The sequence below is a fragment of the Paenibacillus sp. DMB20 genome, from assembly GCF_000987955.1.
In the GTDB taxonomy this organism is placed as follows: domain Bacteria; phylum Bacillota; class Bacilli; order Paenibacillales; family Paenibacillaceae; genus Paenibacillus_AQ.
On sequence record NZ_LAZU01000053.1, the window covers coordinates 41,155 to 56,406 of the forward strand.

Sequence of the window (15,252 nt, forward strand, 5' to 3'; positions counted from 1 at the left end):
ATAGGGGGAGTAATGCTGTGAATTATACCAATTTGCGCCAATGGCTCGAAACGCTTCGAAAGGAGAAGGATCTGGCTGTCATCGATGCGCCGGTCGATCCTTACCTGGAGCTTGCCGAAATTCATCGCCGTGTAATCGAAGAGGGGGGACCCGCGCTATTATTTACCAACGTAAAAGGAACTCCTTTCCCGGTAGCGACCAATCTATTCGGAACGCCGCGGCGTGTGGACATGGCCTTCGGGCCGCGCCCCGAACAGCTCATGAAATCGCTCATCGGCGCAACGGAAACGCTGCTTCCCCCGACCTTTACGGCTCTGTGGAATGAACGCGGGTTGATCAAGGATATTTTAAAGGTAGGCCTAAAGACGGTACCGCAGCAGGATGCGCCGATTATGGGCGTTCAGGTTACCGATCGGCCATTAAAGGATTTGCCCAAAATCACAAGCTGGCAGGAGGACGGAGGCCCTTTCATTACGCTGCCGCTCGTTTATACGGAGAGTCCGTCCAAGCCTAAAGACCATAATTTAGGCATGTACCGGATCCAGATCTATGACGATCAGACGACGGGAATCCATTGGCAAATCCATAAGGGCGGAGGTTTTCATTACTACGAAGCCGAGCAGCAGAACCAGGCGCTGCCCGTATCCGTTTTTGTCGGAGGGCCGCCTGCCCTGATCGCATCGGCGATCGCTCCGGTTCCGGAGCATCTGCCCGAGCTGCTTCTGACGTCGCTCATTATGGGAGAAAAGCTGCCGCTCACGGATAATCCGCTCGGCGGCCATCGCATTCCGGCGGAGGCCGAGTTTGCCATACACGGGCTGGTGCCTCCTCACGAACGTCGCTTAGAAGGCCCGTTCGGCGATCACTATGGCTATTACTCCCTTGCGCACGATTTCCCGGTAATGCACGTCAAACATATGTGGCGGCGGAAAGACGCCATTTTCCCCGCGACGATTGTCGGCAAGCCGCGCCAGGAGGATTACTACCTTGGGGATTTCCTGCAGCGCCTGCTGTCGCCGGCTTTTCCGATGGTCATGCCTGCGGTACGTTCGCTCTGGACCTATGCGGAGACCGGGTTCCATGCCCTCACCGCCGCGGTCGTTCGCGAAAGTTACTCCAGGGAGGCGCTTGTTTCGGCTTTCCGGATTTTAGGCGAAGGACAGCTGTCCTTGACCAAGTTCCTTATGCTGACGAACCGTCCGCTGGATTTGTCGGATTTCAACGAAACGCTGGAAGCGGTGCTGGAACGGTTTAACCCATCAACCGATTTGTTTATATTTAATAACACATCCCATGATACGCTCGACTATACCGGGAAAAAGCTGAACCACGGCAGCAAGGCCGTCATGCTGGGCATCGGGCAGCCGGTCCGTGAGCTCCCCCGCGTATACGAGGAAGGGAATATCCCGGGCATCGATCAGGTCAAGGCCTACTGCGGCGGCTGCCTTGTCGTTTCGGGCGCCTCCTACGAACAGGATCCGGGACTTGCCGAACGAACCATGAAGCACATGGGGGAACGGGACACGGCATGGCCGATGGTCATTCTGGTCGACGATGCGGCCCAAACCTCTGCTACGCAGACCTCCTTCCTGTGGACCGTGTTCACGCGCTTTAACCCGGCAACCGACATGTTTGCGGCAGCGGAAGTGCGAGATCATCATCTGTCGTACAAGCTTCCGATCGTGATTGATGCCCGGATGAAACCCGGTTATCCGGATGAGCTGTTCCCGCGCGAGGACATCGTGAAGACGGTGGATAAGCGTTGGCACGAGTATTTTAATAAACCATCGACGCTGTGAACTTGACTCGAGGGGGAACCGCCATGCTTCGACTTTTGCTCGGGGAAGAGCCCCGACACAACAACGGTCTGATGGAAGACGCCATCGAGGCCATGGTAAAGACTACTCGGCTGCTGGAGAAAGAAATAGAGAAGAATCAGGACCCGACCCATAATTTCCGCAAAATGGAAGTATGGACTCGGGGACTGATCGTTTCTTTGGACGAGCTGGAGCAAAGCTGGTTTGCAGCTTCCCATTTCCGCAAATCGGTAAGGGCTGGTTATGTGGATGACATGTCCATGGAGGAGCAGGGAGAATATGCCCGGTACGTTTATTTTTATAAAAACGGATTTATCAGGGTTTTCTCCATTCTTGATAAACTCGGGACGGTGCTGAATGAGATGTATGATCTCCATACCTCCAAGGTGAAGGCTCACTTTTCCTATTTTACGGTATTGCGCCAGTTCAGGTATTTGAAGATGCATGATAAATTGGCCAACCGGTTGGAGGACATCAAGAACAGTTATAAGGTTCCGATGTCTGTCCTGCGGAAGCGGCGCAACGCGGAGATTCATTACATGAATTCCGAAATGCAAGATGATCTGTGGCAGCGCCACAAAGGACTGAACGATAAGGTGGAGCTGGAGGATCTGGACCAACATCTGGACGATCTGAAGCAGGGACTCGACATGGTGTGCAAAACGCTTGCCGTTTCTTACCATTACACGAATAATCTTTGGGCGAAAAAAGGCATTCGTGCTTAGGATGAGACTCCTATAAATTCCTTTTGACAAACGCTTGAAAAGAAACTATACTTACAATTGCATTCGTTGCAATGCTTTTGAAAATAAATCAATTAAAAATTTCATATCGATGTTTTCTTATCGAGAGAGGCGGAGGGACAGGCCCGATGAAGCCCGGCAACCGATTCCTGACGGATCATGCAGTCATATGCTGACGTCAAGAGTGTCATGGTGCTAATTCCTTCAAGACTGCGCTTGGGCGCGGTTTTGACAGATGAGAAAAGGCATTCGTCTTTACGTAAAGAGAGCCCTTTTTGATTCTGCGAAGAATAGGGCTCTTTTATTTTTGCTCTGCTCAAGGGATACGGAAACGAATTGATGGAAAATAGATGTGGAAATTTGGAAGGGGAGGAACGGGATTGATCGAACTTAAACGATTGACAAAGCAGTACGGAAAAGCCGGAACGCTCATGACAGCCTTGTCCGAATTGGATTTGTCGATTGAAAAAGGCGAAATATTCGGGGTGATCGGTCACTCCGGAGCGGGAAAAAGCACGCTGATCCGCTGCATTAATTTGCTGGAGCGCCCGACTTCGGGCGAGGTATGGGTTAACGGCGTCAACCTGACGGCTCTCGGCAAAAAGCAGCTTCAGGCGGAACGCCGGAAAATCGGCATGATATTCCAGCATTTTAATCTGCTGTCATCGGCCACCGTATTTGACAATATCGCCTTTCCGCTGCGATTGATCAAGACGCCTAAGGCGGAAGTGGAACGGAAGGTGAGCGAACTGCTTGCACTCGTCGGATTGGAAGCCCATCGGGACAAGTTCCCAGCGCAGCTGTCCGGCGGACAGAAGCAGCGCGTGGGCATCGCAAGGGCATTGGCGAGCGATCCGGAAGTGCTGCTCTGCGATGAGGCCACTTCGGCTCTGGATCCGCAGACGACGGATTCGATTCTGAGATTGCTGTTGGACATTAACCGGCGCTTCAATCTGACGATTGTGCTGATTACCCACGAAATGCATGTCATCCATAGCATTTGCGACCGGGTAGCGGTCATTCATCAGGGGGGCATCGTTGAACAGGGGCCGGTGACGGAGGTGTTTCTTAAACCGCAGCATGAAGTTACCCGCGAGTTTGTCCGCAACGAAACGGATAGCGGAGAAGCGCTGCGTCTGGCGATTCAGGGCTCCGAGACGGAAAACTCCCGCGCGGCGAAAATCACGTTCTTGGGTGCCAAGACGTATGAGTCCGCCTTGTCGCATACGGTCCAGGAGACGGGCGTGAATTTTGCGATACTGCAAGGGACGATTTCCACGATAAAAGATACCCCGTACGGCCAATTGATCGTACGCTTTGAAGGGGATCAAGCGGCGATCGAGCGGACGATTCAAAAATTGAGGGAACAAGGACTCGATGTGGAGGTGATGAACTGATGTTCGGATTGGATTTTTCCGAAGTGAATTGGGAAGAGATTGTTACGGCAACCCTGGATACGCTTCGAATGCTGGGATCCTCGGCACTGTTTACCTTTCTTATCGGGCTTCCGCTAGGGGTACTGCTGTACATGTCGGCTCGATCGACCTCCGTTTGGGTGCGCTTCGGATATTCGATACTGTCGTTCGTGGTGAATATCCTGCGTTCGGTTCCGTTCATTATCCTTATTGTGGCCATGATTCCGATTACGAAATCGATCGTCGGCGTATCCTACGGGGTACTGGGCACGATACCGCCGCTTGTGGTCGGTGCGGCACCTTTCTTTGCAAGGCTTGTTGAAACCTCGCTGAACGAGGTGGATAAGGGCGTTATTGAAGCGGCTCACGCCATGGGTTCGTCCACGCGCCAAGTCGTCATGAGGGTGATGCTGCCTGAAGCTCGACCGGGTCTGCTCGCCGGGATGACGATCACGATCGTAACGCTGGTCTCTTACACGGCGATGTCGGGACTGGTTGGCGGCGGCGGACTTGGTGACCTGGCCATCAAGTACGGTTACAACCGTTATGAAACCGAGGTTATGATTGTCGCCGTTGTACTCATGGTGCTTCTCGTGCAGCTGCTCCAAATGGCTGGCGACCGGCTTGTAAGGCATTTTACGCGTAAATAAAACGAGATGCCGGCATAAGCAAGAAGCACGCATAAATCAGTGCGTAAAAACTTTTTATAGATATCATTTCATTATTATTTGGAGGGAGAGTCACAAAATGAAAAAATGGACTTTGGGATTTTTAAGCCTGGCACTGGTAGCGGTATTGGGCGCTTGCGGAGATAAGCCGGCTGATCAAGGAGCAAACGACAAAGGCAGCGATAGCATCGTCTTGCGCGTCGGCGCTTCGCCTTCGCCGCATGCGAAAATTCTGGAGCATATCAAACCGGCTCTGGAAAAAGAGGGCGTTAAGCTAGAAATCGTGGAGTTTACGGACTACGTGCAGCCGAACCAACAGGTGGATCAGAAGGAGATCGACGCGAACTTCTTCCAGCACAAGCCTTACCTGGACAGCGAAGTGAAGCAGCGCGGCATGGACCTGGTTCCTGTGACCGCCGTTCACGTCGAGCCGCTGGGCGCTTATTCCAAAAAGATCAAGTCCGCCGATGAGCTGAAGGACGGAGCCGTCATTGCTATTCCGAACGATCCTTCCAACGGGGGCCGTGCTCTTTCCTTGCTGTCGAAAAACGGGCTCATCAAGCTTCAGGACGAGAACAAACTTGAAGCCACGGCGAAAGATATTACGGAAAATCCGAAAAATCTGGTAATCAAAGAAGTGGAAGCGCCAATGCTGCCGCGCATGCTGGACGAAATGGACATGGCGATCATCAACACGAACTATGCCCTTGAGGCGGGTCTGGATCCGCTTAAGGATTCCCTCTTCATCGAAGACAAAGATAATCCGTACGCGAACCTGCTTGTCGCCCGTTCGGACAATAAGGACTCCGACGCTATCCAGAAGCTTGCGAAGGCTTTAACTACCGAAGATGTCAAGAAATTTATCGAAGAAGAATATAAAGGTGCCGTTATTCCGGCATTTTAAGTAAGAAACAGCAGGCCATCCAAGGGCTGATCCTTGGATGGCTGCTTTGGTTTTGGAATTGTGGATTTCAAATCGTAAGTTAAGGGTAAATAGGGTAGAATAACCGAATAAAATGAAGCATTGCGGGAGGTAACCAAATGAAACCTGTCCTCAACCGTTCCCGGGTCTCCATTTTGGGCATCGGGACAGCTTTGCCGGTCCATTCTATTCCACAGTCCGATGTTGCCGAACTCTTGGTTTCTTCCTTGAAGGATCAACCGGACTTGGCCCGATTTGCCAGAAGGATTTTCAGATCCTGCGGAGTGGAGACGCGTTATACATGCGAGCCGAGTTATCTCGGCACAAGCGAAGAATGCAGGTACTTGCCTTCCGGAGATCCGTCGAATATTCCAACGACAGAAGAACGCATGTCTACATATAAAAGGGAAGCTCTGCCTTTAGGAATCGAGGCTGCCGAAAAAGCGATGAAGGATGCCGGGATTTCGCCCGAAAATATTACTCATCTGATCACGGTCAGCTGTACGGGGCAGTATCTGCCGGGTCTTGATGTTATGTTGATCAGACATCTGGGCCTCTCTCCCCGCATGAATCGCATCCCGCTGATTTTTCAGGGCTGTGCCGCGGGACTTAAAGCGATACAGATGGCCAGGGATATGGTTCTGGGCTCACCGGGAGCGAATGTCCTTGTCGTTTGCGTTGAGCTGTGTTCTTTGCATTTTCAGCCCGCGAAGGAGAAAGAGGCGCTGTTCGCTTCGTCCTTCTTCGGGGACGGGGCTTCTTCGTGCGTGATCGGTAACGCCGGTGAACATCACGCCGATATTTTGCAGCTTGGGACAGGGTGCTCGGTTCTGCTGCCTGACTCTGCGGAAGACATGACCTGGGAGGTGGGCAATACCGGGTTTGACCTTTATCTTTCACCGCGCATACCAAAACTGCTGGGAACCCATCTTGGGCCGGAGCTGGAGTTGTTGCTTGCGGGGGACGATCTGCCTGAACTTTGGGCGATTCATCCCGGAGGCCGGGGAATCGTTGATTCCGTGCAGAATGTCTTGAACTTGCGCGATGAGCAGACCAAATACAGCAGGGAGATCCTTAAAAATGCGGGCAACTTGTCCTCCGTCACGATTATGTTTGTTCTAAACGCCATGCGTTGCGAACTCCGATCCATGGACAGCGCGTCCAAAGAAGGAGTGGCGATGGCTTTTGGGCCGGGGTTGACGGCAGAGCTTATGCGTTTTCGGTATGTCCCCGCCCATGTGCCTTCCCCCAAGGAGCCGAACCATGCCAACCTTTAGAAATTTGTCCAACAGGGCACAGGAAGCCGAATTGATGGATGATTTTTCGACCGGAGGCGAAGAGTTGAGCCAAGCCCTTAAGCATTTAAGGCGTCTCAACAAACTATTCGCCGCTCCGGGACCGACCAAATACGGGGTCCAAAAATTGTGGAAGGACATGGGGAGCCCAAAATCCCTAAACATCCTGGATGTAGGCGCAGGCTCAGGAGACGTCAACCGCAAACTGCTCCAATGGGCGGCTGATTTGGGAATCGATATCCGGATTACGCTGGTTGACCTGACGGAAGAAGCATGCGACGAAGCCAAAAACCTTTTTTGGCGCGAACCGCGTGTACAGGTTAAACAAGCCGATGTCCGGGAATTGCCTGAAGCCTGCGCGGATATCGTAACGGGCTCCCAGTTTGTTCATCATTTCGACGGCGAAGAATTGATCGATATCGTTTCCCATATGCTGAGAGCTTCCAGGCACGGCGTCGTGATCAATGATATCCATCGCCATGCGGTTCCATATGCGGCGGTATGGCTTGCAACACGGATCATATCCCGCAACCGTTATATCCGGCACGATGGCCCCCTGTCCGTGGCCAAAGGTTTTACCGGGGCTGATTGGAGGGAGCTTAAGAGAGCATTAAACCATCCTTCGATGACGTATACCTGGAAACCTCTGTTTCGCTATGCTGTCGTGATCCCTCGAAACCGGACATAAAGCGGCCCAATTCAATTTTGCGTGTTCAAATGGTTGGATATTCCACAACGGAAAGGATAACGAGACAGCGGGAAGGACTCTTAAAACAACTTCTGGAAGGATGGTGCCCTCTCATTGGATAAACAATTCGATGTCATTGTAATTGGAGCCGGGATTGCGGGCGGGAGTACGGCGCTGCAGCTTGCACGGATGGGGCATCGCACGCTTCTGCTCGATCGTCAGCCATTTCCGAGGCATAAAACATGCGGCGAATTTATGTCCCCTGAAACCAAAGAAATGCTGGAGTTCCTTGGCGTGGATTTGCTGAACCATCAGGTGCAACCGAGCAGAATGACAAAGGCTCGGATCTTTATGTCTCGCGGCGGCGAAATAGAGGCTCCGCTTCCCGGAAGCGCATGGGGAATAAGCCGGTATGAACTTGATCGTTTGCTTCATGAGAAAGCCATGTCTTTTGGAGCCCGAATCATGACCAAGACAACCGTTACCGGTATTCACCATTTGGATAACAGTCGGTACCAAGTTGAAGTCAGAGAAGGAAAAGACGCCGTTCATTATGAAGCCAAGGCGGTCGTGGGAGCTTATGGGACGCGCAAACCCAAAACAGTTGCGGATGAAGCAGTTGCGGATGCAGATGAAGGCTATCGGGATGCAACGATCTATGTTGGCGTAAAATCGCATTATACGGGTATTCACGCTGAATCAGAGATTGAGCTTTATTTCTGTGAAGGCGGTTACGCAGGAATCTCCCCCCTACAAAACGGAACGGTTAATATCGCGGCTTTGCTTACCCTTGATGCCGTTCAATCGAGCGGTAAATCCGTCCGGGACATATTGAAAGCGGCCTCCCGTACCAATCCGAGGCTGGCTGCAAGACTGGAGCGGGCTGTACCCGTTGAAGGAACGCAGGCATCCATTGCCCCCGTCCGGCTGTCCAATGCACCCGAACCGTGGTCCGTCTTTCCTCATGTGGGGGATGCTCTACTGATGATTCCTCCTTTATGCGGGGACGGCATGTCCATCGCTCTGCGCTCTTCGCTGCTTTGTTCGAATCTGACGAACCGCTATTTACGGAATGAATTGACGTACAATGAATGGCAAAGCGAATATATTAAGGAGGCCAACCGCGAGTTTGCCCAGCTGTTGAGGAGAGCGCGTTGGGTCCAGAAGATGGCTTTAGCGAAAACGAATCGTGTATATCCGGGCATCGCGCGTTTGTTTCCAGGATTGGTCTCTTATGCGGTGAAGGCTACACGTCTATCGGAGTCAGGATTGTGGAAGGAGCGATGAAGACGTTTGCTTCCTAAAAAAGTGTCAAGTTGTGGGGAGGAGGCAAATATTTTATACTGATGGAAGAGGATTTGAACGGAGGAGGGAAGGCCCTTGAAGGGGAAAGTGGCGCTGATTACGGGCAGTGCGACCGGTTTGGGGAAAATGACTGCTTTGACGCTGGCCCGCCAGGGATGCGATATCGCGCTAAATTACGTGAACAGCAGAGAACAGGCGCAGGCTCTGCGGAAAGACATTGAAGCCATGGGTGTCCGTGCGATTGCGGTTAAAGCGGACATCGCGGTTGAAGCGGAATTGTACCATCTTGTTGAGGAAACCGAGCAACAGCTGGGCGAAGTCGATATCCTTGTGAATAACGCCGGCCCCTTTATTCGGGAACGCCGTTTGTTTTCACAATATGAACGGGACGAGATCGTGCATTTGGTCAATGGCAATCTCACCGGCGTCATGCTGCTGGACCATCGGGTGCTGCCTTCCATGCGGAAGAAGAAATGGGGGAGAATTATCCATTTCGGCTTTGGCCACGCGGGGGAAGCCAGGTCCTGGCCGCATCGCTCCGTTTATGCCGCAGCCAAGGTGGGCTTGGTCTCATTCACCAAAACGCTCGCGGTAGAGGAAGCTCCTTACGGAATCACTGTAAATATGGTATGCCCGGGCGACATTCGGGGGGCCAACAAGGAGAAGATGATCGAGGAAGTATCCGGGATCATGGATGAGAACACGCCCCGTGGACGCTCCGGAAGCGGGGAGGATATCGCCCGTGTCATTGAATATCTTTGCCAGGAGAAATCCGATTTCATAACCGGCAATATCATGGATATTTCCGGCGGACTGGACCCGATCCGTCCGCGCATCGTACCGGAGTTTTAATTCGGCGAAAAAAATACGAGCGCCGCTCTTTCTTCAGCAGCGCCGATATCAAAAAAGAGCCTTGGCTCCCGACGGAACCAAGGCTCTTTTGCTCTATATAGTTTAGAATACTTGTACTACTTCCTGAATGCCTTCGACTTCTTCAACCAAGGCGCGTTCAATACCGGCTTTCAACGTAATGGTGGAGCTTGGGCAGCTGCCGCAGGCACCTACCAATTTCAGCTTTACGATGCCGTCTTCAACGTCGACCAACTCCACGTCACCGCCGTCGCGCTGCAGGAACGGACGAAGCTTATCCAGCACTTCAGCCACTTCATCATACATGGTTGCTTGTGCGTTATCGCTCATCTTGTTCAACTCCTTTCCACTTTATATTATAGTACATAAAACGGCAAATTAAAATGCCAATTCAAAGGCAGGTTCAAGAACATGCGACCCATCATCGAATTTTGTGCGGGCAATGCACATTTCGGAACGGACAAAGCTTTAAAACCGCTTGAGGAACATTCCGATTGCGAGATCATTGAATACGGCTGCCTCACGAACTGCGGACAGTGCTATCTGGCGCCGTTCGCTCTCGTGAACGACGAGATGGTCGAGGCCCCGACGGCGGAGGAGCTTTATGCAGCGGTACTACGCAAAATAAAAGAACTGGAGCAGCTATGAGGCCTTTCTAGAAATGGCGCTTGGACTTCCATAGCACGCCGCTCTTCAGCAATCTCGGCACGCGCCCGATAACGGAGGTATTGCCCATAAGACCGAAGCCGGCCCGTTTGCCGAGCGATCCGAGCGTTCCCTTAAGCTTGAGCGGATGCACTTTAGGGGTTTCTTCTTTCCACAGCGCTTTGAGCACATGGCCGATCTGTTCGGCCTGTGCTCCGGCCGCCTGCGCGCTCGGCACGAACGGAAGGCTTGCACAGTCGCCGATGACGTAGACCTCCGGATACGATGGCACCTGATACAGCTCGTTGAGGAGAACGCGTCCGCTGCGGTCTTTGGGAAGATCCAAATTTTGCACAACGGAAACCGGCTGAATGCCGGCTGTCCATACGGTCATATCCGTCGGAATGGCTTGTTCCATATTGTATACGGCATCCCGTTCCACTCTTGCAACCGATACTCCGCTCAGAATGTCGACGTTATTTTCTTCAAACCACCGCTGAATGTAGGCCGACAGCCGGTTCGGAAAGGAAGAAAGGACGCGCGCTCCCCGGTCGAGGATGGCAATGTTCAGGTCTGGCCGGCTTTCCCGCAAATCCGCAGCGAGCTCGATGCCGCTCAACCCGCCCCCGACAATATGAACCCGACCGTAAGGTTTTAGATTGTTCAGACGCAAATAAGTTTCTCTTGCCCCGGAAAAGGACTGCAAGCTGCAGGTGAATTCTTCAGCACCCGGAACGCCGTGGTACCTGTCGGTGCAGCCGAGTGCGATGGCCAACTGATCGTACGCAATGGGGTCATCATTCTCCAGATGCACGAGCTTTGACTCCAGATCCACGGAGGTCACTTCCCCGTAATGGATGCTCAACTTATCGTATTCCGGGAATTTCACGCGGAGCTCGGTATCGGCAACCGTTCCGGCAGCCAAAGCGTAATATTCCGTTTTTAACCCTTGGTAAGGCATGCGATCAATGAGCACCACTTCCAAATCATGGGGAAGATAACTGCTGAATAATTCCTGAATTAAGGCAAGACCGCCGTAGCCTCCGCCGAGAATGACGAGCTTTTTCATATACGTCTTCCTTTCTTGAAGAGATAAGAAAGTGGAGTAGTTCAGATGATGTTCAAAGAGTTACACAAACTTATATTATCTCTTTAACCGTTATCCTTTAATTGGAACTTTCCGTCTGCTGTTATTCGTACACTTTGATTTCGTTATAGAACGTATCCCGCTCCACCGGTATCCGGCCGGCGCCCTGAATGAGCCATACGAGTTCTTTCCGGGTCAAGCCTTCCGGCGTCAAGGCTCCAGCAGCATGGCTGATCCGTTCCTTGAGAATGGTACCGTGGACGTCCGATGCCCCGAAGCTGAGGGCCACTTGGGTCAACTGAGGACCGATATTAATGAAATACGCTTTCACGTGATCAATGTTATCGAGCATAAGTCGGCTGATGGCAATCGTTTTTAAGTCCTCGTAAGCCGAATTGCGCCGCATGATGCCCGCATTTTTGTTCTTCGGCTGCATGGACAGCGGAATGAATACCATAAAGCCTTTCGTTTCATCCTGAAGATCCCGGATTTGGATCATATGTCGGATCCGGTCCTCGTGGCTCTCGATGGAACCGTACAGCATGGTTGTGTGGGTTCTCATCCCGAGCTGGTGGGCGGTGCGGTGTACCTCCAGGTACTGGTCGACATTCGCTTTATCCACCTTCATTTTCTGGCGGTATTGATCGGACAGAATTTCCGCGCCGCCGCCGGTCAGCGATTTCAATCCGGCTTTTTGAAGCTCTTGGAGCACTTCCTTTATGCTCAGTCCGCTGATTCGCGTGAAAAATTCGATTTCCGCCGCAGTATAAGCTTTCAGGGTCACATCAGGAAAACGCTCGTTGAGCGCCTTCAGGGAATCGACATAGTATTGAAACGGAACATGGTTGTTATGTCCGCCGACGATATGAAATTCCCGGATTCCCGGATGAAAGTGCTGTTCCACGTATTCAATCATTTCCTGACCGGATAGGGTGTACGAGCCTTCCTCCCCCTGGTCTTTGCGGAAATTGCAAAAGGCACAGCGGGATTCGCACACGTTCGTAAAATATAAACTCATGTTTTCAATAAAATAAACCTTGTTCCCGTTCTTGCGCAGGTTGGCTTCATTGGCAAGCTGCCCAAGGGTTAGAAGGTCGTCGGTTTGGTATAAATATACACCGTCTTCCAAGTCCAGCCGAATACCGTTCCGGACTTTCTCTACAATCTCAGCCATCTTCTTGTCGAGTGAAGGGCTTACAAGGGTGGGCATAAATCTTCCTCCTTCAAGCACATCCCCTCCACGGATCACGTAAAGGGCAGTGCATAAAATGTCCGTTCGGCGCATAAGCGCCTCCCAAAACTTATATTGATTGAGGCAAGCGGTTATATTTAACTGATTTTGTGAAAAAATATACAACTATGGACTCGGTCACATCCAGAGGCGGTTTAGGTTGCAGGATGTGACGGAAATCCAACACTTGACCTCTTCAGTTCCTTCCCTATTATAAACCTGACCTACCGGGGTAGCAACACAAACAGACGGAAAAGGAAAAGCTCCGGGAGAGACGGTTGGGGATTCAGGCCGCTTGAGGGTTGAAACCATGTAGAGTATACTAAGAATTGAACGAAAAGGAGGGTGACCTATGATTACAATCAGTGAAACAGCAGCGGAGCGTTTGAAGGATATGCTGGCTGAACAGGAAACACCGGATATGTTCCTTCGTTTGGGTGTCACAGCCGGCGGATGCAGCGGCTTTTCTTATGCCATGGGCTTTGATGACGACGAAACGGAAAATGACGTATATATGAACGTTGCCGATCTGAAGGTGGTTGTCGATAAAGACAGCATGAAATATCTGAATGGCCTGGAGATCGATTTTGAAGAGTCCGGCATGACCGGAGGGTTCACCATCCATAACCCGAACGCCACGGTAACGTGCGGCTGCGGATCATCTTTCCGCACGGCGAAGGATGCGGGCAAGCCTAGCGAAGAGCCTTGCTGATAATGGGATATGGATATTAATTGAAAAGGTAGTATGAACAATCCCCAACTATCGTTTGATACTAAACACCCCTAAAAACGGTGATTGTGGGTTGCGGATTATAACCTTCTAAACGAGTGTGTTGTTAAATACGCATGTTTAGAAGGTTTTTTTATGCTTAATAATAAGCAACGGGGAGTTTCTGTGGGGAATCAACCGTGCAGAGGGTGCAATCTACAAAATTAATAATTGTCAAAGAAAATCAAAGGAGAAAAAAATGAAGAAAGACGATTTTGGAAATCGAATGAAGGGTTATGAGAATGTTTTTAGACAAACGCTTCCTCAAAGGCTTCCAGTCATTATCCGAATAGACGGCTCTCATTTTCACACCTATACTCGTGGAATGAAAAAACCGTTTGATGAATCATTAACCCAAGCGTTTTGGGAGACGTGCAAGTATTTGGCACAGAATATTATGGGCTGTAAGTTGATATACCACCAAAGTGACGAAATATCTATTCTGCTTACCAATTATGATAAGTTAACAACACAGTCCTGGTTTGAAAATAATCTCCAAAAGATGGTTTCAGTGTCTGCTTCAATGGCCACTGCTAAGTTCAATGAAATGATGAGAGAAACCTATCCCGATAAACCACTTGCTACATTTGATAGTAGAGCCTGGGTATTGCCTCATGATGAAGCAACGAATTATTTTCTTTGGAGACAGCAGGATGCAACCAAAAACAGCATTTCGATGGTTGCTCAGGCAAACTTTCCGCATAAAGAACTTCAGGGTTTGAATGGGAAAAAGCTTCAGGACAAGTTATTCATGGAGAAAGGCATAAACTGGAATGACCTGCCTATTTGGCAAAAACGCGGAGTATGTATCACCAAGCAATATTATGCAAAAGGAGAAGCGATAAGGAGTAAGTGGGAAGTTGACCTTAATACACCGATCTTTAGTCAGGATAGAGAGTACATAAACCAATACGTTTATTTATCAAAGGATGAATAATTATGGAATGCGTCATTTTCGTTGGGATTCAAGCATCCGGAAAGTCGACTTTCTACAAGGAAAAGTTTTTCCAAAGCCACGTTAGAATCAATCTTGATATGCTAAGGACTAGGAATCGCGAGAATGTTTTTATTGAAGCATCGATTAAGACTAGACAGGCATTTGTAATTGACAATACGAATCCAACGATTGTGGACCGACAAAAATATATCGATATTGCAAAGAAACATAAATTTAAAGTTGTTGGTTACTACTTTAAGCCAGATTATGATTTATCCCATAAAAGAAATGAAAAAAGAATAGGAAAAGAAAAGGTTGCCGAAGTGGGAATCAAAAGTACGTTGAAAAAATTACAGACTCCTTCATACAGTGAAGGGTTTGATGAGCTGTATCTGGTCAGATCACATCATGGGGGATTTGAAGTCGAGGAAATGACGGGGATATGAGTTGAAGTGTGTTCCGGCTGTAATCATTGAAGTTTAAAGAGGTGATAGTTCTGATCAAAATGCCTTTGATTGCGACGGCTTTGAAAGTGAGGTTGAGCAATCCCTATATAAGCCCAAAAAGGGTACCCCGGATCTTTGCGGATCTTAAGGCGCCCTTTTTTGGTCCGCTCGGATGGGCCGTGCAGCCCCGCTTAAGAAGGGAAGAAAAACTTTTGATTCAGCATAAATACGACCATGCATCCGGCGACGATGGAAAAAGCGATGCAACCGGCGCCTAGACCCCGGCGTTTGTCTTTAATGAATTTAAATCCGATCGCAAAAATGAAAACCGTGATGGCTGCCAGCGACGCGGACATCCCGATCATGCCAATCCAATACAATGCCTTAAATAGAGCTTCCAAGACAAAAAAAGCC

General features: G+C 50.4%; 17 protein-coding genes and 1 riboswitch. Of the genes, 13 read left to right on the forward strand and 4 right to left on the reverse strand.

Going from position 1 to position 15,252, the window contains the following annotated elements; all coding sequences use genetic code 11:
* Nucleotides 1–17 precede the first annotated feature (17 nt).
* The 9 genes from XI25_RS28140 to XI25_RS28180 all read left to right on the forward strand — a co-directional run bounded on the left by XI25_RS28140 (nt 18) and on the right by XI25_RS28180 (nt 9,705).
* Complete coding sequence (locus tag XI25_RS28140; protein ID WP_046681165.1) at nt 18–1,799, forward strand: UbiD family decarboxylase; 1,782 nt, start codon at nt 18–20, stop codon at nt 1,797–1,799.
* Between the two features lie 23 nt (nt 1,800–1,822).
* Nucleotides 1,823–2,542 carry a Cthe_2314 family HEPN domain-containing protein gene (locus XI25_RS28145; RefSeq protein ID WP_046681166.1) on the forward strand — a complete coding sequence of 240 codons (720 nt, stop codon included), beginning with the start codon at nt 1,823–1,825 and terminating at the stop codon, nt 2,540–2,542.
* Nucleotides 2,543–2,656: 114 nt separating this feature from the next.
* Nucleotides 2,657–2,802: riboswitch (SAM riboswitch) on the forward strand.
* Nucleotides 2,803–2,940: 138 nt separating this feature from the next.
* The gene (locus XI25_RS28150) at nt 2,941–3,957 is read left to right on the forward strand and encodes a methionine ABC transporter ATP-binding protein (RefSeq protein WP_046681167.1); all 1,017 of its coding nucleotides are present in this window, start codon (nt 2,941–2,943) and stop codon (nt 3,955–3,957) included.
* A complete protein-coding gene (locus tag XI25_RS28155; protein ID WP_046681168.1) occupies nt 3,957–4,625 on the forward strand; it encodes a methionine ABC transporter permease in 669 nt (222 codons plus the stop codon). Before XI25_RS28150 ends, XI25_RS28155 begins: the two co-directional genes overlap by 1 nt.
* Nucleotides 4,626–4,722: 97 nt before the next feature.
* On the forward strand, nt 4,723–5,547 hold the full coding sequence (locus tag XI25_RS28160; RefSeq protein ID WP_046681169.1) for a MetQ/NlpA family ABC transporter substrate-binding protein: 825 nt from the start codon (nt 4,723–4,725) through the stop codon (nt 5,545–5,547).
* Nucleotides 5,548–5,684: 137 nt separating this feature from the next.
* Nucleotides 5,685–6,842: a type III polyketide synthase gene (locus tag XI25_RS28165; RefSeq protein ID WP_046681170.1), complete on the forward strand. Its 1,158-nt coding sequence runs from the start codon at nt 5,685–5,687 to the stop codon at nt 6,840–6,842.
* On the forward strand, nt 6,829–7,548 hold the full coding sequence (locus tag XI25_RS28170; protein WP_046681171.1) for a methyltransferase domain-containing protein: 720 nt from the start codon (nt 6,829–6,831) through the stop codon (nt 7,546–7,548). The genes XI25_RS28165 and XI25_RS28170 overlap by 14 nt, the downstream gene beginning before the upstream one ends.
* A gap of 114 nt (nt 7,549–7,662) precedes the next feature.
* Entirely contained in the window at nt 7,663–8,835 is a 1,173-nt protein-coding gene (locus XI25_RS28175) for an FAD-dependent oxidoreductase (RefSeq protein ID WP_046681172.1), read from the forward strand.
* 93 nt (nt 8,836–8,928) lie between these two features.
* Nucleotides 8,929–9,705, forward strand: a complete 777-nt coding sequence (locus XI25_RS28180; protein WP_046681173.1) for an SDR family oxidoreductase — start codon at nt 8,929–8,931, stop codon at nt 9,703–9,705.
* A 102-nt stretch (nt 9,706–9,807) separates the two neighbouring features.
* Here XI25_RS28180 and XI25_RS28185 read toward each other — a convergent pair whose 3' ends face one another.
* A complete protein-coding gene (locus tag XI25_RS28185) occupies nt 9,808–10,053 on the reverse strand; it encodes a NifU family protein (RefSeq protein WP_046681174.1) in 246 nt (81 codons plus the stop codon).
* An 81-nt stretch (nt 10,054–10,134) separates the two neighbouring features.
* Between XI25_RS28185 and XI25_RS28190 the strand changes: the two genes are divergently transcribed.
* Complete coding sequence (locus XI25_RS28190; RefSeq protein ID WP_046681175.1) at nt 10,135–10,371, forward strand: YuzB family protein; 237 nt, start codon at nt 10,135–10,137, stop codon at nt 10,369–10,371.
* 7 nt (nt 10,372–10,378) lie between these two features.
* Here XI25_RS28190 and XI25_RS28195 read toward each other — a convergent pair whose 3' ends face one another.
* Both XI25_RS28195 and mqnE read right to left on the reverse strand, forming a co-directional pair.
* On the reverse strand, nt 10,379–11,437 hold the full coding sequence (locus tag XI25_RS28195; RefSeq protein ID WP_046681176.1) for an NAD(P)/FAD-dependent oxidoreductase: 1,059 nt from the start codon (nt 11,435–11,437) through the stop codon (nt 10,379–10,381).
* A gap of 121 nt (nt 11,438–11,558) precedes the next feature.
* Nucleotides 11,559–12,665, reverse strand: coding sequence for an aminofutalosine synthase MqnE (gene mqnE, locus XI25_RS28200; protein WP_046681447.1), 1,107 nt, complete (start codon nt 12,663–12,665; stop codon nt 11,559–11,561).
* Nucleotides 12,666–13,038: 373 nt separating this feature from the next.
* Here mqnE and XI25_RS28205 point away from each other — a divergent pair, with 373 nt between their 5' ends.
* The 3 genes from XI25_RS28205 to XI25_RS28215 all read left to right on the forward strand — a co-directional run bounded on the left by XI25_RS28205 (nt 13,039) and on the right by XI25_RS28215 (nt 14,838).
* Nucleotides 13,039–13,398: a HesB/IscA family protein gene (locus XI25_RS28205; RefSeq protein WP_046681177.1), complete on the forward strand. Its 360-nt coding sequence runs from the start codon at nt 13,039–13,041 to the stop codon at nt 13,396–13,398.
* A 256-nt stretch (nt 13,399–13,654) separates the two neighbouring features.
* Entirely contained in the window at nt 13,655–14,392 is a 738-nt protein-coding gene (locus XI25_RS28210) for a tRNA(His) guanylyltransferase Thg1 family protein (protein WP_046681178.1), read from the forward strand.
* Nucleotides 14,393–14,394: 2 nt separating this feature from the next.
* Nucleotides 14,395–14,838: an AAA family ATPase gene (locus XI25_RS28215; RefSeq protein WP_046681179.1), complete on the forward strand. Its 444-nt coding sequence runs from the start codon at nt 14,395–14,397 to the stop codon at nt 14,836–14,838.
* Between the two features lie 191 nt (nt 14,839–15,029).
* Here the strand turns inward: XI25_RS28215 and XI25_RS28220 are convergent, their stop codons facing one another.
* Nucleotides 15,030–15,239 carry a hypothetical protein gene (locus XI25_RS28220; RefSeq protein ID WP_046681180.1) on the reverse strand — a complete coding sequence of 70 codons (210 nt, stop codon included), beginning with the start codon at nt 15,237–15,239 and terminating at the stop codon, nt 15,030–15,032.
* Nucleotides 15,240–15,252: the final 13 nt, after the last annotated feature.

Excerpts from the sequence above, each read along its gene's own strand:
- XI25_RS28210 (WP_046681178.1), top strand. The coding sequence starts at position 13,655 with ATGAAGAAAGACGATTTTGGAAATCGAATGAAGGGTTATGAGAATGTT.
- XI25_RS28195 (WP_046681176.1), bottom strand. The coding sequence starts at position 11,437 with ATGAAAAAGCTCGTCATTCTCGGCGGAGGCTACGGCGGTCTTGCCTTA.
- XI25_RS28190 (WP_046681175.1), top strand. The coding sequence starts at position 10,135 with ATGCGACCCATCATCGAATTTTGTGCGGGCAATGCACATTTCGGAACG.
- XI25_RS28160 (WP_046681169.1), top strand. The coding sequence starts at position 4,723 with ATGAAAAAATGGACTTTGGGATTTTTAAGCCTGGCACTGGTAGCGGTA.
- mqnE (WP_046681447.1), bottom strand. The coding sequence starts at position 12,665 with ATGCCCACCCTTGTAAGCCCTTCACTCGACAAGAAGATGGCTGAGATT.
- XI25_RS28215 (WP_046681179.1), top strand. The coding sequence starts at position 14,395 with ATGGAATGCGTCATTTTCGTTGGGATTCAAGCATCCGGAAAGTCGACT.
- XI25_RS28145 (WP_046681166.1), top strand. The coding sequence starts at position 1,823 with ATGCTTCGACTTTTGCTCGGGGAAGAGCCCCGACACAACAACGGTCTG.
- XI25_RS28155 (WP_046681168.1), top strand. The coding sequence starts at position 3,957 with ATGTTCGGATTGGATTTTTCCGAAGTGAATTGGGAAGAGATTGTTACG.
- XI25_RS28185 (WP_046681174.1), bottom strand. The coding sequence starts at position 10,053 with ATGAGCGATAACGCACAAGCAACCATGTATGATGAAGTGGCTGAAGTG.
- XI25_RS28165 (WP_046681170.1), top strand. The coding sequence starts at position 5,685 with ATGAAACCTGTCCTCAACCGTTCCCGGGTCTCCATTTTGGGCATCGGG.
- XI25_RS28170 (WP_046681171.1), top strand. The coding sequence starts at position 6,829 with ATGCCAACCTTTAGAAATTTGTCCAACAGGGCACAGGAAGCCGAATTG.
- XI25_RS28205 (WP_046681177.1), top strand. The coding sequence starts at position 13,039 with ATGATTACAATCAGTGAAACAGCAGCGGAGCGTTTGAAGGATATGCTG.